This window comes from Marinobacter profundi, from assembly GCF_002744715.1.
Classification (GTDB): Bacteria; Pseudomonadota; Gammaproteobacteria; order Pseudomonadales; family Oleiphilaceae; genus Marinobacter; species Marinobacter profundi.
Genome location: NZ_KZ319376.1, coordinates 56,895 through 80,644 on the forward strand (window position 1 = coordinate 56,895; position 23,750 = coordinate 80,644).

The following is a 23,750-nucleotide window of genomic DNA, read 5'->3' on the forward strand; positions in this document are numbered from 1 at the left end:
CAGGCCCGGCCATACGCCGGGCCTGGCTGTTGAAGATGCCGGATCAGTCCCGGAAACGCCCCGGCCGGAAGGCATCCAGGTTCAGCGCCGGAGGTTCGCCATCAACAAGCTGGCCAACCAGCGCAGCGCTGCCGGCTGACAGGGTCCAGCCAAAGGTGCCATGGCCGGTATTGAGATAGAGGTTCTCCCGCGGTCCGCGACCGATAATGGCCGGGCCGTCGGGAGTCATCGGCCGAAATCCGGTCCAGCATTCGGCGGCGTCCAGGTCAGCACAGCCGGGAAAGCGCGACGCCACCGACTTGCGGATGGTGGCCAACCGGCTGTCCGGAATGTCCCGGCGGAAATCCGCCAGTTCCACGAATCCGGTGGCCCGCAACCGGTCTCCAAGCCGGGTGGATACCACCTTGTAGTTGTCATCATGGACGGTAGACACCGGTGCCCGTGCCGGATCAGTCAACGGTGCGGTCAGCGAGTATCCTTTCACCGGGTAGACCGGCAACGACAGGCCCAGCGGCGCCAGCAGTGAGCCCGACCAGCAACCGGCCGCCAATACAACCGCATCGACCGCCAGCTGTTCTGCCCCGCCATCAGGATTGCGCAACGCCACCGCGTATACCTGACGCTCATCGGCCAGCAGCCGCTCCACTTCGACACCGTAACGGACAGCCGCCCCTCCCGCCTCGCACGCCGCTGCCAGCGCCCGGCAATACCGGTGGCAGTCACCGGTACCGTCGGTGTCATAACGCAGCGCGCCATAGAGCGGCCCCTCGCCGGTCATCCCCGGCTCCACTTCCCGCACCTGGGCCGGCGTCAGCAAACTGCAGGGAATGTCCAGTTCGGTGAGCAGCGCTGCCGTATCGTGGTACTCCGTCATTGCCTGCGGGGTGCTGGCAAGGTGCAACAAACCACCATGGCCACCGTCGAACGCCGGGGCAAGCTCCTCTTCGATGGCCAGGAAGCACTGCCGGCTGAACATCCCGAGCCGCAGCATGGCACGCTTGTTGAGGCCATAGACGCCGGGCGCAAAGGCGTAGCGCAGTGTTGCCAGCAGGAAGCGAACAGTCGCGGGAGACGGCGGCACCCGCAGTTTGACGGGGCCGTCGGTACGGATCAGCCAGGGCAGTGCCTTGCGCACCATCGCCGCCGAGGCCCAGGGATACACCACCCCATAGGAACGCTGGCCGGCATTGCCCTTGCTGGTCTCTTCCCCGGGTCCGTCATGGCGCTCCAGCACGGTGACCTGATGACCCCGGCGCTGCAGTTCATAGGCGGTGGATATCCCCACCACACCGGCGCCGACAACTGCAATGTGCATGACTCAATCCTTCTCCGTAGTTCCTGGTACCTTGCGGGATCCGGCGGGATCCCGCGCTGCGCCGGGACCCCGTTCAGCCTGCTCTCGTTCACCCTGCTCTCGTTCACCCTGCTCTCGTTTATCCTGCTCTCGTTTATCCTACCCCGCGCTCTGCCAGCAGCTGACGGTAATGGGCCAGCACCTGCGCATCCTCGGCGGGGTACTCCGGGGCCAGCTGCTGCAACCGGTCAGCCAGCATCCGGGCCACAATGGCCCGGGCCCGGGGCTTGTGATCACCCGGCACCACCAGCCAGGGTGCGCTCTCGGTATGGGTCCTCGCCAGGGCCTGTTCGGCATACCGGTTGTATTGCGACCGCTGCTCCCAGCCGTCAATGTCCGCCACCGTGAATTTCCAGCGCTTGCGGGGCTTGTCCAGCCGTCGCAGCAGACGCTCCCGGTGTTCGTCTTCCGACAGGTTCAGCCAGACCTTGAGAATGGTGGTGCCCTCCGCCACCAGGTGCTGCTCAAAGTGCCGGATAGCCGCATAGCGGGCGTCCCAGTCATAGCTCTGCGGATCCCGCACCGGCCACACCCGCTCCGCCATCACCGCTTCGTGATGACTACGGTTGAACGCCACCATCTCGCCGTAGGCGGGCAGGTAAGGCACCACCCGCCACAGGAAGTCATGGCGTTCCTCCGCTCCCTGGGGACGGGAAAATGACCAGGCATGAAAGCCGGCGGGGTCGACATAGGTCGCCAGGGTCCGGATCAGGCTGTCCTTGCCACTGGTATCCGGGCCGTGAACCACCAGCAGGACAGCCCTGTTGCGATTAGCCCAGAGCCGGCGCTGGTATTCACCGATCTGTTCCAGGGCCGTTTCCAGCACCGGCAGCCCATGGTCGCCGGTCTCGGTGGGGTAATCCGCCAGCCGCGGCCGGGCCGGGTCGTACAGCCAGCGCCGGGTGAACCCGTTATCCGTCATCCGTTGAAATCCTTACCATTGCAGTATGGGGTTGGCCCGGCGGCAAGTGTTAAACTGCCGGCAAGCCATTCATTCCCAGATTAGCACCCGAAGGACCCCGATGAGCCGAAAGAAACGCGAGATTCCGGTTTTCGACCATCCGATCATTGAAACCCACTGTCACCTGGACTATCTCAAGGACCAGCCGCTGGCAGACATCCTGGCGGAAACCCGGCGGGTCAATATCGAGAAGGTCATTACCATTGCCGTGTCTCCCGACAACCTGGCGCGGGTCCGGGAACTGAGCCAGTCCGCGGACTGGCTGTACGGCACCCAGGGCATCCATCCCCACGATGCGGAGCTGTACAACGACGACGTTGAGGCGGAGATCCGCAGCCATGCCGGCGACGACAAGATTGTCGCAGTGGGCGAGATCGGCCTCGATTACTACTACGACAATGCCGACCGCGGTATCCAGCGCGAGGTGTTCCGCCGCCAGCTGCAGATTGCCTGTGACCATGACCGGCCAGTGGTGATCCACAGCCGTGATGCCGACGACGACACCATCACGATCCTGCAGGAGTTCGAAGGCCCTCTGCAGCGCCGCGGCGTGATCCACAGCTTCACCTCCGGACCGGGCCTGGCCCGCTATGCCCTGGACCAGGGCTGGTGCCTCGGCTTTAACGGCATCACCACGTTCAACAAGGCGGAGAATGTCCGCGACATCGTCCGGATGGCCCCGATCGGGCAGATCCTGCTGGAAACCGACGCGCCCTTTCTGACGCCGGTACCCTATCGCGGCAGGGAAAATGCACCATTCTATATCCCGTTTGTCGCGGAAAAGATTGCCGAGATCAAGGAACTGCCGGTGGAAGAGGTCGTCGCCACGACCTACCGTAACAGTATCCGTACCTTCTTCAGCAACTGACCACTGCCCATGCCGCCGGCTTCGTTGCGACCGGGAAAGGGAAACGCCGAATGACCACAGCACTGGTCTTCCAGGGACTGGGTGGACTCGCCCTGTTCCTGCTTGCCATGCAAATGATGACCAACGGCCTGAAGGCCTTTGCCGGCCCGCAGCTGCGCAACCTGCTCGGCAACTGGACCCGCACGCCGTTGCGGGGCCTGGCAGCCGGGGCACTGATCACTGCGGTGGTGCAGTCCTCCGGCGCGGTTACCGTCGCCACCATCGGCTTTGTCAACGCCGGCCTGTTGTCACTCAAGCATGCCCTCAGCGTGGTGTTCGGCTCCAATGTCGGTACCACCATGACCGGCTGGCTGGTCAGCCTGGTGGGCTTCGGTTTCAACGTCGAGCGGGTCGCACTGCCGATCCTCACCGCAGGTGTGGCAATGAAGCTGATGGCCGGCAGCCACCGGTTGCAGTCTCTGGGAGAGTCGCTGGCCGGTTTTGGCCTGTTTTTCCTCGGGCTGGGACTGCTGCAGTCCACCTTCGGCAGCGCCGCCCAGGGCAGTGAAGCCCAGGCCCTGCTGGCCAATTCGTATCATCCCCTGGTGTTTCTGGGCATCGGCTTTGGCCTCACCGTCGTGACCCAGTCCTCCAGCGCTGCGCTCGCCATGGTGCTGACCGCCGCCGCGGGTGGCCTGCTGCAACTGGAGTCCGCCGCCGCTGCTGTCATCGGCGCCAACCTGGGCTCCACCTCAACCGCCGCGTTCGCCACCATCGGCGCCACCGCCAACGCCCGGCGCCTGGCGGTGGGTCATATCGGCTTCAACGCGGTCACCGGACTGATCGCACTGGTCATGCTGCCGGCCATGTTGTGGCTGGTAAACGCCCTGGCCCGGTGGCTGACGCTGGAGGCCAGCCCGGCGATCTCGCTCGCGCTGTTCCATACCCTGTTCAATATTTTCGGGGCCGCCATGATGCTGCCTTTCGCCCCGCGCATCGCCCACTATCTCGGGCGGCTGTTCCGCAGTGCCGAAGAAGACAACGCCCGTCCGCGGCATCTCGACGACACCCTGGTCAGCACCCCGGAGCTCGCGGTGTCGGCGCTGGGTCAGGAAATGAAGCGTTTGTACGGTCTGGTGAACGGTGTGCTACGGGCCGCATTGCATCGGGAAGACCTGAAGCCCGCCCTGCTGACGCCCCAGATCGAATCCTGTCAGCAACTCAATCAGGCCATTACCGATTACGTCGCGAAAGTCCGTGCCGAGAAGCTGCCGGACGATCTGGTGGAACAACTGACATGGGTGGTACGGACATGTCGCTACCTCAGCGACGCGGTCACCCTGGCCGGCCACTTGCTGGCCGTGCGCAGTGCCGGACAGGAGCTGGCCGGTGGCCCGCTGGCCGCGGACATGAAGCACTTCATTGATCTGCTGGCAGCCGCCATGGACCCGCACACCGTTCCCGAACAACTGCTCGACGAGGCGGAACCGGTGTATCAGGCGCTCAAGGCTGGCCTGCTCAACCTGATGGTACGGCGCGCCGTCTCCATTCCGCAGGGCGAAGCGGTGCTGGATGACCTGAGCGCCAGCCGCCGGCTGCTGCACCAGTGGCTGAAGGCGACCCGGCTGCGGCCACAAGTCACCCGCTGACGCTCAGGGGGACCAGGCGTCACCGCCCTGGTCCGACGCCGTGATCCAGTAGCGGTTCCGACCCAGCTGTTTGGCGTGGTACATGGCCTGGTCAGCCTCCCGCAGGAGCTGGTCACCGTCCAGCTCCTGCCGGCCCGGATACAGCGCCACGCCGATACTGGCCGACACTTGTACACTGTGACCCGCCACCCACACCGGCTCGCCAATCACCGTCAGCAAACGCTGCAACAGCGTTTCGCCCAGCGCCCGGTCCGGAATGTCCACAAGCAGCGCGACGAATTCGTCCCCGCCCAGGCGCGCCACGGTGTCCTGTTCCCGCAATGCCGTGCGCATCCGCCCGGCCAGGGTCACCAGCAACTCGTCGCCCGCCTCATGGCCAAAGGCGTCGTTAACCGGTTTGAACTTGTCCAGGTCGATGTAAGCCACCGCCAGCCGGTAACCCTGGCGCCGGGCCTGGGCCATGGCCTGTTGCATCCGGTCGGCCAGCAATACCCGGTTAGGCAGGCCGGTCAGCGCATCGTAATGGGCCATGCGGGTCAGGCGGTTTTCCTGTTCCCGCAGCCGGGTAATGTCGCTGAAGATACCCACGAAGTGGGTCAAGCGCTGCCGGTCGTCCCGCACCGCGGTGATGGTCAGCGCCTTGATATAGGCTTCGCCATCCTGCCGCCGGCTGCGGAATTCGCCGACCCAGCGGCCATGGGTACGGGCATACATCAACACGCTGACGCCCTCGTCGGGCAGTTCAACCAGCGAGCCGATGGACTGGTTACGGTTGTAGCCGGTGATGACCTGGTAGGCATCGTTGATGTCGATCACCCGACCCTCGACATCGGTGATGAAAATCCCTTCCCGGGCATGGGAAAACACACTTGCGGCCAGCCGTTGCTGGGCCTCCGCACGTTTACGCCGGGTGATGTCGTGGAGAGCGCAGAGGATGGCCGGTTCACCATCGTCATGCTGGCCGATCCGCGCCAGCGTCAGGTCAACATATAGCTCGCTGGCGTCGTTGCGCAGGCAGCGCCACTCACAGGCCTGTACCCCCTGGTCCATCACTGCCTGCAGCAGGGCCCGGCTTTTCTCCAGCGAGGGCTCGCCATCCGGCTGGAACGGTGGCGATACGCCCGCGAGGCCCTGCACGGCCAGCGACTCCCGACGGTGGTAACCCAGCAGCTGCAAGGCAGCGGAATTGGCCTCGACAAACAGCCCGCGGCGAATGATCAGCATGGGCTCGGGCCAGGTTTCGACCATCGCCGACAGCCTGCGCTGTTCCCGCACCAGGCGCTTGCGCTGGCGCCAGAGCCAGATTGCCGTCAGGGCCAGTAAACTGATCAGAAGTACCACAGCGAAGATCCAGTAGCGGTACTGCTGCAGGACATCCAGCCAGGTGACAGCGGGCACCCGGTCATAGGGCGGCACCCGCAAGGAGCGGGCCAGCAACTCCACCGACTGGTAATCGGCGGGCGGTGCGAAGCCCGCAATGTCACCGGCCCGGGCAGCGGGATGATCCTCGGCCAGCGCGAACAGCGAGGATGCAAGCCGGCGCACCAGTTTCTGGTCGACGTGAGGCAAGGCGACAAACGGCCATTCCGGGTAGAGCCGGGTGGAGACAACAAAGGGAAACTCGCCCAGTTCCTGGGGGTGCAGAACGCGGACATCATCCCGCTGCAAGCGCCCCTCCTCCACCAGTTGCTCGATGATGCCGGTGCGGACAAAGCCCGCGTTGACGTCCCCCTCAAGCACCGCCCGCACCACCCGGTCGTGACTGCCCAGCACCCGCAGCCGCGCGGTGCGCTGCAGGTCGATACCAATCTCCCGGAATTCAAACAGCTGGGTCTGGAAGCCGCCGAGAAAATACGGCCCCGGTACCGCGATCGTGGCATTGCGGAGGTCACTGAGCGAGTCATAGCGACTGTCACCACCACGCACCAGAATAACCCCGCCAAGACTGGAGGTGTTTGCCGTCGGCCCCCGCCGGATGAGCGTCGCAATGGCACCGCCCAGGCTGCGTTCACTGCGGATCATCAGGAAATGACTGGGATTGGTAAAAAACAGGTCCAGCTGATTGCGGGCCAGCGCCTCGTTCATCTGCTCCTGGGTCAGGATGTGGAGGCGCACTTCCACCCCCAGCTGGGCCCCCAGATAATCCGCCAGCGGCTGGAACCGGCTTTCAAGTACCTGGGTTGGGCGATAGGCGAAGATACCCAGGTTCAGGGCCTGGGCAGCCAACGCTTCCGTCGCCAGCAATCCGAACAGCAATGCCAGGGCCAGGCAACGGAACCGGGCGGTCCTCGGGGTCATGGCAACCTCCGCGGCAGCCAGCGGGCCGAATAGAATTCACCGACCTTCGCGTCCGAAGTGTCAGAATCACTCGCCAACCCGATCATCTGGCTGGCCGCCCGTTCGATCCGGGAATCGCCGGCAAGGTAGCGGTGGTTCGCAGCGAGGTCCGGCAGCATGATGCCCGCCAGCGACCGGCGGACCACCGCCACACTGACCTGTTGACGGCTCGCCACCCGATACAGCGCATCGTGAGGATTACGCACCAGATGATCCAGGCCGCGAAAGTGCGCCAAGATCAGCTCGGTGACGTCCTGCGAGCGGTTGGCCCCCCGCTCGGCATTGACCGCCAGCACATCGAAAATGGTGTCGGGCAATTGCCGGCTGTCAAACAACCGCTCACCGCCGGCTGCCGCCAGCAACGACGCCACCGGCTCGTAACAGACCGATGCATCGATAGCACCTTGCTGCCAGGCCTCAAGATGCCGGTTGACCGGCAGGTCGACCCGCTGGATATCAGAGGCCGCCAGGCCTGCCCGCTCCAGCGCACGCTGCAGCATCAGTTCCCCGAGGGCAGACGGTTCGACTGCGATCCGCTTGCCGGCCAGTTCAGGCAAGCGGCTGATAGCCGGATGCACCATCAGCACATCGGCGCCGGCAGACACATCCATGATCAGCGCGGCCACCAGCGGAAGGCCCCCGTTGCGGGCTCGAAGCATTTCATCCAGGGTCAGCGCCGCTGCATCCAACTGGCCGTCCGCCAGTCCCTGCAGGGAGTCGGTGGCCGAGGCACCATGCAGCAGGCGAACCCGCTGCGGAAGCCAGCCAAATTCCTCAGCCAGGTAGAGGGATTCGTAGCCGATCCAGGGATGCAGCCCCATTCGCAGGGGCTGTGACGAAGAACAGCCGGGAAGCCCGGCGCCGAGCAGGCCTGTCGCTATCATGATTTCCAGAAAACTGCGCCGATCCATCAAGTAACGCTCTTGTCTGCCTGCACTGCCCGAATGCGTACATAATTACGGCATTTTTTACCACATCTGTCCGGCTTCTGCAGTCCTAACCGGCGGCCAGGAACATTCCCATCAGCACCGGCGAGATAAACGACAGCAGGAAGCCCGAGGCGATGGCGACCGGCACACAGCTTAGTCCCCCACTGCTGCGGATGACCGGCAGGGTGAAATCCATGGCAGTAGCACCGCCATAGCCGATCGCCATGGCCGGGCTTCGGCCAATGATGAGCGGGATGATGGCAAGGGCGATGATCTCGCGCAGCACGTCATTGAGAAAAGCTACCCCACCCCAGGCCGGGCCAAGGGCATCGCCAATCACAATACCGGACAGCGAGTACCAGCCAAAGCCTGACGCCAGCGCCAGGCTGTCGTGCCAGGGCAGCCCCAGCAGAGGCGCCACCACCAGGCCGGCGACCAATGAACTGCCAACCAGGGCAGCCGCCACCCCGACCCCCTGCCGGTTCATCAACAACCGGCGCAGTGACAGACCGGCGTTGCGCAACTGCAGGCCAATGAGGAACAACAACAGCATCAGCGCCCCGGTGGCGAGCTGATCCACCAGGGCAATGGCGGGCAACAGGAAATAGCCCGCCAGCACCCCGGCCACCACCGCCAACAACGGTTTGATTGCAGCCAGGAACAGCCGCTGGTAACTGGCCGGCGCAGTGGCGGCCTCCCTGGTGACCACCATCGGTTGCCAGCGATGCCAAAGCCACAATCCTGCCATGTTGGCGACCAACAGCGTGGACACCAGGATGGCGACCTGCCCGGCCATGGCCCCGAGTTGCTCCCACAACCGCTCCATCTGGCCCAGGCCGAGGCCCAGCAGCGCCAGGATGAAATAGACCAGGCCCTCGACACTGTGATGGATCACCGACATCAGCCGGCGGTTGTCCAGGGCGAGGGCGAAGCCCAGGAACAGGGGAACCAGAATCAGCAATGCGCCGGCCAGCATGGAGTCCTCAGTCAGCAATATGGGTCAGGGGTTAGCGGTCAGGGGAAAAGGCGAGGTATGTCAGCCGATGGGCTCGTACCGGTCGGGATCAAAATGTCCGTCGCCGCGGCTCATGGCCCCATCTGTACGGACCATGCGGGCGAGGCGCTGGGCAATAACCGGCCATACTACATGTTCCCCGGGGCAGGGTTCAAAACCTTCGCCCATCAGGGACCCGGCCAGCCGGCGCATGGCGGATTCAGCGCCGGCAACCGAGCCATAAGGTCCCTGGCAGCGGTGTTTTTCCGGCTGACCGACAGTGCTGCCATGGATGCCACTAAGCGCAACCACCATCCAGGCTTCATCGCCCACTGCCTTGATATGCAGCTCGACCCGCCGTTGCTGGCGGATCATCACCAGGGCACGAAGCGGGCTGCGGCCATGGAAATAGTGCAGCTTCATCGCGGGCCCCGGCCGCGACCAGCCGGCTCAGTGCAGGCCACGGGCATCCCGGTCCTGGACCAGAACCCAGGGTGCAATCACGACCGCCCACAACTCGGCGTTGCGATCGTACCAGGCCTGCGCCAGTTCCGGCGCCACCTCACCGACCTGGTCGGCCGCCATCCATGCCTCGAACTGCGACTTGTTGTCCGCCGCCAGTTCGGCACCCACATCCAGCAGGTCCAGGCCGGGAGCCACCCGCACCACATGGCCGCGGGCATAGTAGGTCTGCAGGTCACGCCAGCAGATCTGTGAGGTTTCCAGGTTCAGCCTGGTTTTCAGTTCGTCCCGGGACAGCGGGGATGTCATGGCGTGTAGACCTCCAAAAAAAGCTCGACGTGTCCACAAGCTTACCTGAAAGGCGGTCTGCGATAGAAGCCGGGGCGCGTATCGGGCGCGACCCCCACGCCGCGCCCTTCGCTCGCCGCGGGCTGGCCTCAGGCAGCCCCGATCATCTCGCGGATAACGTAGTGCAGGATGCCACCATGACGGAAGTAGGTGGCCTCATTGGCCGTGTCGATGCGGGAAAGCAACTCGCAACGGGTGGTCGTGCCGTCGGCATAGGTCACGGTCATTTCCAGCGTCTGCCCCGGCCTGATATCACCGGACAACCCGCTGATGGAGATGGTTTCCGCTCCGGTCAGGCGCAGGCTGTGGCGGTCCGTGCCTGCCGCAAACTGCAGCGGCATCACCCCCATACCGATCAGGTTGGAACGGTGGATCCGTTCGTAGGATTCCGCCACCACGGCTTTCACCCCCAACAGCCGGGTACCCTTGGCGGCCCAGTCCCGGCTGGAGCCAGTGCCATACTCCTTGCCGGCAATCACCACCAGCGGTATGCCCTGCGCCTGATACTCCATGGCGGCATCGTAGATGGTCATCTGCTTACCGGTGGGGACGAATCGGGTGAAACCGCCTTCCACGCCGTCAAGCATCTCGTTTCGGATACGGACATTGGCAAAGGTGCCCCGCATCATCACTTCGTGATTGCCCCGGCGGGAGCCGTAGGAGTTGAAGTCTTGCGGCGCCACCCCGTGTTCCTGCAGGTACTTGCCGGCAGGGGTGTCGGCCCGGAACGAGCCGGCCGGGGAGATGTGGTCGGTGGTCACCGAGTCGCCCAGCAGGGCCAGGATGTTGGCATCCTTGATATCGTCGATGGGCTCAGGGTGCTCGCCCATGCCCTCGAAGAACGGTGGGTGCTGGATGTAGGTGGATTGCTCGCTCCACTCGTACACCTTGCTTTCCGGCACCTTGATGGACTTCCAGATGTCGTCGCCGTCGAACACCTCGCCGTATTCCTTGCGGAACATGTCGGTTTTCACCTTTTCGACCGCTTCGGCAATCTCCGCCTGGCTGGGCCAGAGGTCGTTCAGGTACACCGGTTTGCCGTCTTTGGCGGTCCCCAACGGGTCTTTGGTCAGATCCAGCCGCACGTTGCCGGCCAGGGCATAAGCCACCACCAACGGTGGTGAGGCCAGCCAGTTGGTTTTAACCAGCGGGTGTACCCGGCCTTCAAAGTTGCGGTTTCCGGAGAGCACCGACGCCACGGTGAGGTCGCCGTCGGTAATGGCTTTTTCCACTGCATCCGGCAGCGGGCCGGAGTTGCCGATACAGGTAGTACAGCCGTAACCCACCAGGTTGAAACCCAGCTTGTCCAGGTCATCCTGCAGGCCGGCCACTTTCAGGTAGTCGGTCACCACCTTGGAGCCCGGCGCCAACGAGGTTTTCACCCAGGGTTTGGTGGCCAGGCCCTTTTCAACGGCTTTGCGGGCGATCAACCCGGCGGCCATCATCACGCTGGGATTGGAGGTATTGGTACAGGATGTAATCGCCGCAATCACTACCGCACCGGGGTCCAGGCGGGTTTTCTCGCCGTTCATTTCCAGGGGCTGGCTGGCTGCGTGCTGGTAGCTGTTATCAACACCTACGGCGGTCTGGCCGCCTTCGGATTCCAGCTTGCTTTCCTGGCTTTGCGCCGGACCTTCGGCAGTTTCCATCAGCAGCTCGAAGGCGGCCTTCATGTTCTTCAAGGCGACCCGGTCCTGGGGCCGTTTCGGGCCGGCCAGGCTGGCTTCCACCTCACCCAGATCCAGCTCCAGGGTGGCGGTGTAGACCGGCTCATGGCCCGGCTCACGCCACAGGCCCTGGGCCCTGGCGTAGGCTTCCACCAGCTCAAGCTGGGCCTCGTCACGGCCGGTCAGTCGCAGGTAATTAATGGTCTGCTCGTCCACCGGGAAGAAGCCACAGGTAGCGCCATACTCCGGCGCCATATTGGCAATGGTGGCGCGGTCCGCCACCGGCATCTCTTGCAGGCCATCGCCGTAGAACTCCACGAACTTGCCCACCACGCCTTTCTTGCGCAGCATTTCCACCACGGTCAGTACCAGATCGGTGGCGGTGATGCCTTCCCGCAGCTTGCCGGTCATTTTGAAGCCGACCACCTCCGGAATCAGCATCGACACTGGCTGCCCCAGCATGGCGGCCTCCGCCTCGATACCGCCGACGCCCCAGCCCAGAATGCCCAGACCATTGATCATGGTGGTGTGGGAATCCGTGCCCACCAGAGTGTCCGGATAGGCGATGGTGTTGCCGTCCACCTCCTTCTGCCAGACGGTCTTGCCCAGGTACTCCAGGTTGACCTGGTGGCAAATGCCGGTACCCGGCGGCACCACGCGGAAGTTGTCAAAGGCCTGCTGGCCCCAGCGCAGGAATTCGTAGCGTTCCCGGTTACGCTCCATCTCGATGGCCACGTTGTCCCGGAATGCGGCCGGATTGCCGTACTTGTCCACCATCACCGAATGGTCGATCACCAGGTCCACCGGCGACAGCGGATTGATCAACGCGGGATCCTTGCCCGCCTTTTGCACCGCTTCGCGCATGGCCGCCAGGTCCACCACGCCGGGCACCCCGGTAAAATCCTGCATCAGCACCCGCGCCGGCCGAAACTGGATCTCGGTGTCGGAACAGCGCTTGTCCAGCCACTGCGCCATGGCATCGATGTGGCTGCGATCAACGGTGATGCCATCTTCGTTGCGCAGCAGGTTTTCCAGCAATACCTTGAGGGAAAACGGCATGCGGCTGATATCGCCAAGGGTATCGGCGGCCTGCGGCAGACTGTAGTAGTGGTAGGTGCTGCCACCGGCTTGCAGGCTGGAAAGCGTAGTCAAACTGTCGTGCGACATGGAGTGCCTCCTTCATCTGGATGGTCCGTCGAAAGGTCAGGCCGGGTAGTGCAGCCTTTGGATCAGTCCGCGCCCGCTGCCGGACTGCAGGCAGGCGACCGACGGACAACAGACGGATGCAAAGGCAAACTGAGCTGAAACCAGTATTAACTATTGCACTGTTTGGCCGGAGTTCAACCGCGGGCGCGGCTATATTCGTTATTCAGCCGCTGAATGATCAGCTCTGGCGCTCGCCATACAGCTGGGCATACAGGCCGTCGCGGGCAATGAGCTCGTCATGGGCGCCCTCTTCGATAATCCGCCCGTCTTCGAACACCACGGCACGGTCTGCCTGCTTAACCGCGCTCAACCGGTGCGCAATGATCAGGGTGGTGCGCTGCTTGAGAAAGGCTTCCAGTGCCCGGTGCAGCTGGTACTCGGTTTCCGCATCCAGTGCCGAGGTGGCCTCATCGAGAATCACCACCGACGGCTCCGCCAGGATCATCCGGGCAATCGCCAGGCGCTGGCGCTGACCTCCGGACAGCCGCACTCCCTGCCGGCCGATCAGGGTATCCAGTTGCCGGGGCAGCTCCGCCACCGTGCGGTCAAGCTGGGCAATCCGTAGCGCCTCCCACAGCGCGGTGTCCGGCTTGTCCCGCCCCAGGGTGAGGTTCTGCCGGATGGTGTCATTGAACAGCGCCGGATGCTGCAGCACCGTGGCGACGTGCTCCCGCAGGCAGGGCAGCCCGATGCGCTGCAACGGCACCCCGTCAATCAGCACCTCGCCCCGCTGCGGGGTGTACATGCCCAGGATCACCTGCACCAGGGTGGACTTGCCGCCGCCACTGGCCCCTACCACAGCGACCTTTTCCCCGGGCCGGACGTCGAGGTTGATACCCTGCAGCACCGGTTCGTCGCGGTCATAGCAGAAGTGGATATCCCGCAGGGTCAGGCGCACCGTATGGCGGCCACGGAAGGGATTCTCCAGTGCCGGGTAGCGTGGTTCCTCGCGCAGCGACAACAGGCGGTTGATCCGTCCCAGCGCGGCATTGGCGGCATAGAAGGCGTACTGCATGTTGAGCATCTCCTGCACCGGCGTCAGCATGAACCACAGGTAGCCGAAGATCGCGAACATCATGCCGATACTGAGATCACTCAGCAGAACCGTCATCATCGCGGCGGCACGGAACACATCCACCCCGAACTGGAACAGCGCGAAGCTGGCACGGGTGGCGGCATCGCTGCGCCACTGGAAGCGGATGGCGTGATCCCGCACATCGCGGGCCCGTCCGATCAGCTGGCGCAGATAGTGGTCTTCGCGATTGGCCGCGCGCAGCTGGTGAATGGCATCGAGGGTTTCGGTCAGTGCGCCCTGGAAGACCTCGTAGGCGCTGTTTTCCCGCCGTTTCAGCTCCTTGACCCGCTTGCCGATCAGCATGGTGGTGTAGATCACCAGGGGGTTGAATAACAGGATCAGCAGCGCCAGCTGCCAGTGCACCCAGAGCAGCACCCCGGCGGTGCCGACCACCGTCAGGCTGGCTACCAGGAACCGGCTGATGGTGGTGCCGAGGAACTGGTCCATGGTGTCCATGTCGGTCACCAGGTGGCTGCCCACCGCACCGGACCCCAGGGTTTCATACTCCACCATGGACACCCGCTGCAGGCGTCCCAGCAGGCGGGCGCGGATACGGAAGATGACGTCCTTGGAGATCTTCGCAAATTCCCGCGACTGCAACACGTTGAAGGCCAGCGCCAGGAGTCGCAGCAGCAGGGCGGCCAGCACCATCAGCGCGATGTAGACCACCGGCTGCTGCCAGGCGGCCGGTAGCAACCGGTCCATCGCCGGTAATACGGGGCCGGGCGCCGCCAGCAGGACTTCGTCCACCAGCACGGGCAACAGCAGCGGGATGGGCACGCTGGCCACGGTGGCACAGATGGCCAGCAGGTTCGCCCGCACCAAGCGCGGCCGGTGCCTCAGCGCCAGGGCAAAAATGTCCCGCCACCGATACTCCCGCGGGCGGTTTGCTGGCTCCGCCGGGGCCGGAGCTGTGTCTGCAGATGGGTCCAAGAATCCTCCGAACTCGCTGACCTGAAGGGAAATTACGGAGCCGGTCACAGATTAGTCTACCCTTTTCCGTGCCGGCTGCGATTACCACGTACTTCTGTCATCATTGTGCCCTGACTGCTGACGGACCAGGACACCGACAACCTTGAAACACGATTGCCATTACCACCCCGCCGAGCCAGCCCGCTGGCATTGCAGCCAGTGCCAGATCGACTACTGTGCCCGCTGCATGCCCGATGCCGATACCCGCAAGCGCCATGGTCTCTGTCCCCGTTGCAACCGGGCCATGCGCTACCTGGGTGCCGCCACCGACGTAGTGCCGTTCTGGAACCGGCTGGGCGCCTTCTTCCGCTACCCGTTCCACCTGGATCCGCTGGCGGTGATTGCCATTTGCACCCTGGTGCCGCTGCTGCTGCAGCCGGACCTCGTTGGCCTGGCGGTGACGCTGTTGCTGGCGGTCGCCCTGCTGAAGTACACCTACGCGGTAATCAGTCGCACCGCCGAGGGGCACATGACTCCGCCCCCGCTAGCCACCGCCTTCAGCGGGGGCGGCTTCGAAATCGTGTTCCTGCAGATTCTGGTGTTTGTGCTGATGGGCGGACTGGTATTCAGTGCGGCGATGATCGGCGGTCCGATTCTGACCATGCTGGCCGTCGCTTTCCTGATGCTGGCACTGCCTGCCAGCATCATGATTCTGGCCATGGAGCACTCGGTGATGGCAGCGGTCAACCCGATGCAGCTGGCCCTGCTGATCTCGCGGATCGGCTGGCCCTACTTCCTGCTGTATGGCTACCTGATCCTGCTGACCGTGGCCTCCGGTGCCGCCCAGGAATTTGCGGTCAACCATTTCTCGCCCTGGCTGGCACAGCCGCTGGCCGGCTTTCTCAACAGTACCTTCACCCTGATTCTGTTCCACATGCTGGGTTACCTGCTGTTCCAGTATCAGGAGGAGCTGGGGTTCGCCAGCGACCTGCAGGACGGTGATCAGGGACCGGCCAGCCAGCGCCAGCCTGACCGCAGCCTGCGTCTGGACGCCGATATTGACATGAACCTCAAGGACGGCAACTACCACCGGGTGCTGGTCTTGCTGAAAGATGCGCTCGCCCGGGACCCGGATAACGGCCAGCGTCTCGAACAACTGTACCGGCTGTGTGCCGCCCGCAATGACACCGCCGAGCTGACCCGCTACCACAAGGACCTGTTGGGCTGGCTGTCCAGCCGTAACGACGCCGATGGCATTGCCACTGTGCTGCAGGCCGCCGCGGCCGAACATACCGGCTTTCGTCTTGACGATCCCGGCCTGGCGGTGAGTTGCGCCCGGGTGCTCTATCACCGCGGCCGCTTTGCGCAGGTCATCAACCTGCTGCGGGACTTTCACAAGCACTTTCCGGACAGCGACCAGCTGGCTCCTGCCTACCTGCTGATGGCACAAACCCTGGCCAATGGCCTGAGCCAGTGGGAGAAAGCGACCGCCTTCCTCACCTTCATCCAGAAACGCTGTACCGGTCACCCGCTGCACAGCCAGATCGAGAGTTACCTGGCCCAGGCCGGTAACCGGGAACCACTGAAAGGTCCGCGGGCAACCTTCGCGGTTGACTAGATCCCGGGAAAACAGGTGCCGGGGAAACCGGCTCAGGCCTGCATGAGCTGTTGGTAATAGCGGGCCCGGCCTGACATCTGGCGCTTGTCGAACTCACTGGCCAGCAGCCGGCAGGCTTCGCTGGTCAGCACGTCGTTACCAAGCTGGCGCAGCCGCTCAAAGGCTTTCTCCGCTGCCTTGAGGTCATTATGACGGAGGCTGGCAAACAGCACCCGGTTATGATCTTCGGCCTCCAACGGCGTAAAGGATTCCCCCTCAGCGAGATATTCCTGCCAGACCGCTACCATCCGTTCAGGCTGGTGATGATTTGCTGCCTCGGCCATCAGCTCGCGGGCCAGTTCGCGGAACCGCGGCAGGTCCGGCCGCAACCGGGCCAGTTGATAGAGATGCTCAAGCACGATGAGACGCCCGGGGTAATGCTGTCTGAGGGCCTCAAACTGGTGCCGGGCCAGTTCGAACTCCATCCGTTCCAAGCTGCCCATGGCCTGGGCATAGCCGGTAGTGAAGCGGTCATCCAATGCGCTCTCGTCAGGCTCGAAAAAGGACTCGCGGACCTGGAACCAGCTCTTGCCCAACAACCACACCAGGCCGGCACCGGCCAGTAGCCCGCCGGCATGGGCCATGTAGGCAATACCGGTGGCACCGGCAAACCAGTAATCGTAGATTTCCTTACCCAGCCAGACCGGCAACAGCGCCAGCGCGGGCGCGCGGAAGTAATTGAAGTAGAAGCCGATAAAGTAGAAGAAGCGGATCTTGCGCAGGCCGTAGATGGCCACGTACATCCCCATCAGCCCCGAAATCGAGCCGGAGGCACCTACCAACGGCACCTGGCTACCCAGGGAAAACCCGGTATACACCAGGCCGGAGAGCACCCCGCACACCAGGTACGCCAACAGGAACCGCCCTGGCCCGAGGGCCTTCTCCACGGTATATCCCAGCAAAAAGAGAAACAGCAGGTTACCGATGATGTGGCCCCAGCCACCGTGCAGGAACTGGTAGGTCACCAGGGTGTACACGTCCAGCCGGGCGGGCACCAGACCAAAACGGAATGCACTGAGCCGGCCGATCAACTCCTCCTGGATCGGCACCCGCCGGGCCAGCCAGTCTGCCCGCTGCGCCGGCGCCAGCAGCAAGTCACGGTTGTCGGTCATGTACTGGTAGAACTCCGGGTCGGACAGCAAACTGACCGCCAGCCAGAAGGGCTCGCCGCCTTCCCGCGCCTGCTGGAAGGCCTGCAGGTCATAAACCCGGTCGCTCCGGCCCTGCAGGCGGATTTCGCGGCTCAGGTAGTCTTCATAGACCGGGGCCTCCAGCTCCAGCAGCCCGTCGTCGAGGTACTGCTCCACCGCCCGGTCCAGCAACCGGCTGTCACCACCCTGGTAAAACAGGAAAACCAGCAGGCAGGTCATGATCAAGCCGAGGGTTACCCAGGGCGGGCGCTTCCAGTTAACGGCATTCTCGGCGGGGATAATCAGCATGGGCGGTCACAATTCATCATAATCTGTCCCTGAAACTCCGTTTTTTACCACAGCGCGGCCAGCTTTTCGCGTTCAAATAGGAATTGAGCTTCACTGACGTGAGGTAACTCGCAAACCGGAAGGCGCCGCCTTGTCACATGCTGTTCACATAGATGACATTCAATCTGTGCGAGAGGCTGGAGCCACCCGTTATCGACTTTTAGCCAATTGTCGTTGTCCCGAGGACCACCAATAGTGGAGGGGACAACAACAAGAACCGGACACGTGAGCAAGGAAACCGACATGACGACACTCGTACTGGACAATCCGGACCTACTGGCACAGTCTGCCGCCCTGGAAACCGCCCCGCTGATTGCTGCTGTTACCGCTAACACCCCCCGCAAGCCGCATCGACAGCGATTCCACTATGGTTTCAACAAACACCGGTTGAACCCGGAAGACGAGAGCATTCTGCGGGAACACGCCGCTTACCTGCGGGCCAACCCCCATGTGTCGGTGCACATTCATGGCCATGCCGACAATTTTGGCGCCGAGGAATACAACGCGTTCCTGTCGCGGTTGCGGGCCAGTGCCGCAGCCAGACTGCTGCAGGCCGAAGGGGTGCGGGAGTCGCGGATAGTGGTGACCGGCTGGGGCAGCACCCGCCCACTGGCACGTCCGGAAGATCATGCAGCGAACCGCCGGCTGGAAATCGAATACCTGGCCCGGCAGATGGCCCGGGCCCAGTAAGCCAGAACCCTCCGGCCCCGACCGGAGATGCGGTTACAGAGTGGCCGGAGCCGCTCTGTAACCACGTGTCAGCCGTTCACCTGGAACACGTTCCACAATACCAGGCCAATCATCACCAGGATGGTCAGCCAGGTCAGCAGGATTCCTGCCATACGGGCCTTGTGTGGCCCACCACGACCACTGATCATGCCCCAGGCATGCAGCACCCGCCCGGCAATGAACGCCACGCCAACCCAGTACACCAACTGGCTGGCAACCCCGTTCAATTCACCCAGCGCCAGCAGAATGAGCGCAAACGGCGCATACTCCACCAGGTTCGCCTGGGCGCGGTCCGCCGCCTGGAAATCCAGGTCGTCGGTGATGCCCATCCCCTTGCGGTACTTGAGACGGAACATAACCACGCGAAACGACAATGCCAGAAACAGCAGTGCCGTCAGGCTGGCAAACACCGCCGACATCGGAACAATCATTGATTACGCCTTCTTGATCTTGCTGACGATGGCCAGTAATACCACGGCCCCTACCGTTGCGGTGACCAGTTCACCCACCGCACCCTGTGACGCCAGCCCCAGCAGACGGAACAGGAAACCACCGATGATGGAGCCGACAATACCGATACCCACATTGGCCAGCACACCGAAGCCGCGGCCTTTCATGATCAGACCGGCCAGCCAGCCGGCAACACCACCGATAATGAGGAACAGAATCAGATTCATGATATGCATCTCCCTGCACAGTCCGGATTAGAGGCGGGACATCCCGCAACGCCCAAAGACTGCCCTGTTTCCGCAGTTGCTTCAAGCACCTGGCGGACAGTCAGCGATGCTGGTCCGTCAAATCGGCAATGGTCTCTGCCATTTGCTGGCGACATTGCTCCATCAGTCGGGGAATATCGGCATTGGTCAGGCCACGGGTTTCGACCGGCGGCAGGATGCGGACCGCAACCGGCCGGCGTGCGCCCAGCAAGCCGCGGCGGCGGTTGTCGTAGACACCGGCACAGACCATGGTGATTGGTGCCTGGGCAGCAACCGCGGCGTGAAACGCGCCTTTCTTGAGTTTCTGCAAACCACGTCCCTTGCTGCGGGTGCCTTCGGGAAATACCCACAGGCTCTTGTGATCGCGGGCGATCGCCTCGGTGGTCACCTGCATCATTGCAATCGCCCGGTGGGACTGGGCGCGGTTGATCATCACGTTGCCACCCAGCCAGAACACCTGGCCGAAAAACGGCAGCCAGGCCAGTGCCGACTTGCCCACAGTGACGGTACGGGGCGGCAGCAGATCACCCAGGACGAACAGGTCATCATTGTACTGGTGATTGGCGATCACCACGGTGGGGCGGTCCCGCGGCATGTTTTCCGCCCCCTCCAGGGGACGCTTCATGCCCAGGACACCACGGCCGGCCCGGGCAAGGTACCAGCCCAGAATCCGGTTATTATCCGGGTTAAATGGCCGCACCAGGTAAAAAAACAGTGCAACCAGGCAGATGACCGGTACCAGCAACCAGGCCAGAAGTTCTCTTACTACACCCATCGGGACAACCCTGCTTAATCAATTTGGCGCACAAGTGTATGCCAAAATCACTGCCCGGCAACAGTCACCAGGGGTGTCGAGCCTGCCGGAATGTGTGGCAGTTCCCGTGCTTCAACCACATAGCGCAGGGGGCCATTGCTGTCGACACTGTCAAACGGGTAACAGGTCACCAGCAACAGCACGTCTTCGGCAAGGTCCGCGGTACTGATCATCTCGTAGCGGCTGTCGACCACCCGCGTACCCACCACCTGAAATCCCTGCCAGCGGCCGCCGGGGTGCTGCAGCCTTACCTGCGCGCCCCGGCTCAGCTCTTTCAGGGCGCGGAAGTGGGTATCACGGTGCCCGGCAATCACTACCGGGCCGCGGCCACGCTCACCGGCCACCACCAGGCCCGGCCCGAATGCCAGGCTTTCGCCATGGGCGCCTGCCAACACAACCATCGGCCGTTCCTCGGCAGGCAGGGCCAGCCGGGCCGCCGGCCAGGTATCCGCCCACGGCCAGGGCCGGATCTGCGCCTGACGGGCCTCACTCTCCGCCCAGGCCAGCGTCAGCAATTCCTGGGCGACCAGCGCTTTCAAGGGTATCCAGAGCCCGGCGCCGAGTACCCCGGCCGACACGACCAGCAACAACAGGATCAACCGGCTCATTGAAACACCCTCCGCCGCAACATCGTAGCGGCCAGGGCAAACATCAGCCCGGTCAGGCCCAGGCCGATCAACAGGGGTGCGGCAGTCGCGGTTGCCGGATAGCGAAGCATTCCGGTTGTGCTGCCCGCCGGTAACAGGGTGGGCACCGACTCGGCAACCAGATCCTCCTCCAACGGCCGCGCCGGGCTCTTGTCCACCGCCACCAGGCTGGTATAGCGGGTCATCAGCTGGTGACGTACGGCAATTCCGGTGATTTCCCGCCGTACTGCGTCACTGACCTGGCCATCGAAGTTCTGGTCCTGCAGGCTGTCGACCTTGTGCCGTGCCCACAACCGGTGCAAGCCACTGCCCGGCGCAGCCTGGTCCAGATCAAGGGGTTGCTGCCACTGGCTGCCATCGGGCAGGCGACCGCTGACAATGAGCTCGCCGCTCGCGCCCTTATCCTTCGCCAGCTGGAGCAGAGGCTCGCCGGCAAACAGGTCGCCGGGGCGCCGCGGAAAGACCGCCTCACCGCTGTCAGCGCCGGGCCACTGAACCTGCAGGTCAGTCAGCACCGGCGCTTTCATTTTGCCGAACAGTCCGGCCAATGGCTCCGCCAGGGTGGCCAGATCGGAAATCGCGGTGTAGGTGCCGCGACCGTAACGTGCCGCCTCGCGCATGAAGTGCATATTGGGGGCACTGCCGATACCGACGGTGAACAGGCGACTGTTGCCCAGCTGGTTGCGGATGCGGGCAAACAGCGCTGCCTCGTTACCCACCGCGCCATCGGTGATGAACACCACCTGGCGCACCAGGCCCGGGGTGCCTTCGCTGCCAAGCGCCGCATCCAGCGCCGGCGCCATCTCGGTACCACCGTCCGCCTCGAGGGCCATGACATAGCGACGGGCCCGGGCCAGGTTGTTGGCACTGGCCGCTACGCTGTCGATGAACAGGGAGCGGGTTTCACTGTCGAAGCGGATCACGTTAAAGCGGTCATCGGGTGTCAGGGTGGCCAGCCCCTCCAGCAGCGCGGCGCGGGCCTGACGGATCGATTCGCCGGCCATCGAGCCGGAGGTATCAATCACAAACACCAGCTCCCGAGCCAGCCACTGGCCGTTATCCAGCCCCGGCACCAGCATGGCCAGCAGGTACTCCTCGCCCTGCCAGGTTTCCCGGAACACTGCGGCAGCCGGTTCCGCACTGCGCACCGGCTGCCAGCGGAGGACAAAATCCCGGTCCATGGTGACCAGCTCTTCGGTCGGGGTGACGGTAACGGCGGAGCCGTTCCAGGTCGTGGTCAGGGCGTGGCTGGGGCTGGTCACCCGGGCAACCGGCAGGCCGGCGTTGACCGTCACCGCTACCCGGGCACGATGGCTGGCGTCGGCGACATCGGCGGTCGCCACGGTAAACGGGCTGATCCGCTCGGCATCCGCTACTTCGGTGGTGGCAACCGCCCAGCCCTCCTGCCACTGGCGCGATGGATTACTGGCCGGGCGGCCCGGCATATAGCGGGGGGTGAGCGTGGTCGGCAGCCTGAGTTCGAACTCACCGGACTGGTAGCGGACCAACTGCTGATACTGCAACTCCACAGTCACCGACTCCCCCGGCGGTATGTTCGCCAGCCGGGTGGTGAACAGGTTCGGCCGCTGTTGATCGACCCGGGCAGCCTGCTGGCCATGGTCCCGCGCCGCCTCGTAGGCCCGTTGCGCCATTTCCCTGGGCTGGATCTCGCCAACAATCCGCCGTTCGCCGGCCACCATGGTCAGACCATGGACACTGGCATCCGCCGGCAACGGGAAGACGAAGACGCCTTCGCGCCACTCCCGACCGGTATTGGCAAACTCCTGGCGCAGGCGGGTCTGCGCCACCATGCCCGTGACTGTCACCCGGTAGTCCGTGGTCAGCACCATGGCCGGTGCCTGCCAGCGCCCGTCAGCACTGAGAAAATGAAAGCTGGCGCCGGTTTCCGGGCGCGGCTCATCGGCCGCTTCCGCATAGAGCGGGTGCACGAACAACAGCAACAGCATCACCAGCCAGACACTGACACCTTCCACCCAGCGCAACGAGCGCCGGGGACGGCGGGACAACGGACGGGCGGCAGGTGCCGGACGAACATCAGGAGCGGGGAGCAGGACGGATAGCAACATGGTTGGATTCCCTGAAAGACGGATGGGGGCGTGAGCCTTCACATGCCGTATTTCAGCCTGCCCAAGCGGCCAACCGGTGGCACAATCGGGCAAACTGGCCACAACAAAATGATCAATTGTGGCAATTGCCCGTCCCCGACTTGTGCTGGTAGGCCAGCGTGCTTAAATAGGACCCCATGAAACGACACATCACCCTCATTGAAGACGAGCCGGCCATCCGCGAAAACTATCGCGATGCCCTGGAACGACGCGGGTACCGGGTATCCGCCTACAGCGACCGTCACAGCGCCTTCCAGGCCCTGCGTACGGGATTGCCGGACCTTGCCATTATCGATGTGGGGCTCGGCGATGAACCGGACGGCGGTTTTACCCTGTGCCGGGATCTGCGCCAGTTGTCCGCAACCCTGCCGATGATTTTCCTCACCGCGCGGGACAGTGATGTGGACACCGTGCATGGCCTGCGGCTGGGAGCCGATGACTATGTCACCAAGGATATGAGTCTGGATCACCTGCTGGCCCGGATTACCGCGCTGTTGCGACGGGCCGATGCCTGGGCTGAAACCCTGCAGCAACCGGATGAAATCCTGCGCCGCGGCCGGCTGACCCTGAACCTGGACCGGATGACCGTAGCCTGGGACGACCGGCCGGTGGAGCTGACGGTCACCGAATTCTGGATGCTGCACTCGCTGATCCAGCATCCCGGCCATGTGCGCAACCGTGATCAACTGATGGAAGCCGCCCGCACCTATCTCGAAGCCAACACGGTCACCTCCCATATCAAACGGATCCGGCGCAAATTCCAGCAGCTCGATGACAACTTTGACGCCATCCAGACCGCCTACGGCATGGGTTACCGCTGGAATGCCCGTGAGGCCTGAGTC

At 63.7% G+C, this 23,750-nt stretch carries 20 protein-coding genes; 5 read left to right on the plus strand and 15 right to left on the minus strand.

Annotation, left to right across the window (positions count from 1 at the left end; genetic code table 11):
- Positions 1-43: 43 nt before the first annotated feature.
- Together CLH61_RS16290 and CLH61_RS16295 are read right to left on the minus strand one after the other, a co-directional pair.
- The gene (locus CLH61_RS16290) at positions 44-1,315 is read right to left on the minus strand and encodes a D-amino acid dehydrogenase (protein ID WP_099615826.1); all 1,272 of its coding nucleotides are present in this window, start codon (positions 1,313-1,315) and stop codon (positions 44-46) included.
- A 133-nt stretch (positions 1,316-1,448) separates the two neighbouring features.
- A complete protein-coding gene (locus tag CLH61_RS16295; protein WP_099615827.1) occupies positions 1,449-2,276 on the minus strand; it encodes a polyphosphate kinase 2 family protein in 828 nt (275 codons plus the stop codon).
- Positions 2,277-2,376: 100 nt separating this feature from the next.
- On the opposite strand from CLH61_RS16295, the gene CLH61_RS16300 reads away from it, so the two are divergent.
- On the plus strand, positions 2,377-3,183 hold the full coding sequence (locus tag CLH61_RS16300) for a TatD family hydrolase (protein WP_099615828.1): 807 nt from the start codon (positions 2,377-2,379) through the stop codon (positions 3,181-3,183).
- A 50-nt stretch (positions 3,184-3,233) separates the two neighbouring features.
- Positions 3,234-4,811 (plus strand): Na/Pi cotransporter family protein, encoded by a 1,578-nt coding sequence (locus tag CLH61_RS16305; protein ID WP_099615829.1) that lies wholly within the window; start codon positions 3,234-3,236, stop codon positions 4,809-4,811.
- Positions 4,812-4,814: 3 nt separating this feature from the next.
- On the opposite strand, the gene CLH61_RS16310 is transcribed toward CLH61_RS16305, so the two are convergent.
- The 7 genes from CLH61_RS16310 to CLH61_RS16340 form a co-directional block, all read right to left on the minus strand.
- Positions 4,815-7,109, minus strand: coding sequence for a diguanylate cyclase domain-containing protein (locus CLH61_RS16310; protein WP_099615830.1), 2,295 nt, complete (start codon positions 7,107-7,109; stop codon positions 4,815-4,817).
- Positions 7,106-8,059, minus strand: a complete 954-nt coding sequence (locus CLH61_RS16315) for an ABC transporter substrate-binding protein (RefSeq protein ID WP_099615831.1) — start codon at positions 8,057-8,059, stop codon at positions 7,106-7,108. Before CLH61_RS16315 ends, CLH61_RS16310 begins: the two co-directional genes overlap by 4 nt.
- 85 nt (positions 8,060-8,144) lie before the next feature.
- The gene (locus CLH61_RS16320; protein WP_099615832.1) at positions 8,145-9,053 is read right to left on the minus strand and encodes a LysO family transporter; all 909 of its coding nucleotides are present in this window, start codon (positions 9,051-9,053) and stop codon (positions 8,145-8,147) included.
- Positions 9,054-9,113: 60 nt separating this feature from the next.
- Positions 9,114-9,494: a PA4575 family protein gene (locus tag CLH61_RS16325; RefSeq protein WP_099615833.1), complete on the minus strand. Its 381-nt coding sequence runs from the start codon at positions 9,492-9,494 to the stop codon at positions 9,114-9,116.
- Between the two features lie 27 nt (positions 9,495-9,521).
- Positions 9,522-9,842, minus strand: a complete 321-nt coding sequence (locus tag CLH61_RS16330) for a DUF2288 domain-containing protein (RefSeq protein WP_099615834.1) — start codon at positions 9,840-9,842, stop codon at positions 9,522-9,524.
- A 128-nt stretch (positions 9,843-9,970) separates the two neighbouring features.
- Positions 9,971-12,715, minus strand: coding sequence for an aconitate hydratase AcnA (gene acnA / locus CLH61_RS16335; RefSeq protein WP_099615835.1), 2,745 nt, complete (start codon positions 12,713-12,715; stop codon positions 9,971-9,973).
- A gap of 217 nt (positions 12,716-12,932) precedes the next feature.
- On the minus strand, positions 12,933-14,762 hold the full coding sequence (locus CLH61_RS16340) for an ABC transporter ATP-binding protein (protein WP_099615864.1): 1,830 nt from the start codon (positions 14,760-14,762) through the stop codon (positions 12,933-12,935).
- 142 nt (positions 14,763-14,904) lie between these two features.
- On the opposite strand from CLH61_RS16340, the gene CLH61_RS16345 reads away from it, so the two are divergent.
- Positions 14,905-16,359 carry a hypothetical protein gene (locus CLH61_RS16345; RefSeq protein WP_099615836.1) on the plus strand — a complete coding sequence of 485 codons (1,455 nt, stop codon included), beginning with the start codon at positions 14,905-14,907 and terminating at the stop codon, positions 16,357-16,359.
- A 32-nt stretch (positions 16,360-16,391) separates the two neighbouring features.
- On the opposite strand, the gene CLH61_RS16350 is transcribed toward CLH61_RS16345, so the two are convergent.
- The gene (locus CLH61_RS16350) at positions 16,392-17,837 is read right to left on the minus strand and encodes a rhomboid family intramembrane serine protease (RefSeq protein ID WP_099615837.1); all 1,446 of its coding nucleotides are present in this window, start codon (positions 17,835-17,837) and stop codon (positions 16,392-16,394) included.
- A gap of 282 nt (positions 17,838-18,119) precedes the next feature.
- Here CLH61_RS16350 and CLH61_RS16355 point away from each other — a divergent pair, with 282 nt between their 5' ends.
- Entirely contained in the window at positions 18,120-18,566 is a 447-nt protein-coding gene (locus CLH61_RS16355; RefSeq protein WP_099615865.1) for an OmpA family protein, read from the plus strand.
- Between the two features lie 68 nt (positions 18,567-18,634).
- Here CLH61_RS16355 and CLH61_RS16360 read toward each other — a convergent pair whose 3' ends face one another.
- The 5 genes from CLH61_RS16360 to CLH61_RS16380 form a co-directional block, all read right to left on the minus strand.
- Complete coding sequence (locus tag CLH61_RS16360) at positions 18,635-19,036, minus strand: MAPEG family protein (protein WP_099615838.1); 402 nt, start codon at positions 19,034-19,036, stop codon at positions 18,635-18,637.
- A 3-nt stretch (positions 19,037-19,039) separates the two neighbouring features.
- Entirely contained in the window at positions 19,040-19,282 is a 243-nt protein-coding gene (locus tag CLH61_RS16365; protein WP_099615866.1) for a GlsB/YeaQ/YmgE family stress response membrane protein, read from the minus strand.
- 100 nt (positions 19,283-19,382) lie between these two features.
- Positions 19,383-20,096 carry a lysophospholipid acyltransferase family protein gene (locus tag CLH61_RS16370; RefSeq protein WP_099615839.1) on the minus strand — a complete coding sequence of 238 codons (714 nt, stop codon included), beginning with the start codon at positions 20,094-20,096 and terminating at the stop codon, positions 19,383-19,385.
- 47 nt (positions 20,097-20,143) lie between these two features.
- Complete coding sequence (locus tag CLH61_RS16375) at positions 20,144-20,743, minus strand: class GN sortase (RefSeq protein ID WP_099615840.1); 600 nt, start codon at positions 20,741-20,743, stop codon at positions 20,144-20,146.
- Positions 20,740-22,869, minus strand: coding sequence for a marine proteobacterial sortase target protein (locus tag CLH61_RS16380; RefSeq protein WP_099615841.1), 2,130 nt, complete (start codon positions 22,867-22,869; stop codon positions 20,740-20,742). Before CLH61_RS16380 ends, CLH61_RS16375 begins: the two co-directional genes overlap by 4 nt.
- A gap of 176 nt (positions 22,870-23,045) precedes the next feature.
- Here CLH61_RS16380 and pdsR point away from each other — a divergent pair, with 176 nt between their 5' ends.
- Positions 23,046-23,747, plus strand: a complete 702-nt coding sequence (pdsR, locus tag CLH61_RS16385) for a proteobacterial dedicated sortase system response regulator (RefSeq protein WP_099615842.1) — start codon at positions 23,046-23,048, stop codon at positions 23,745-23,747.
- Positions 23,748-23,750: the final 3 nt, after the last annotated feature.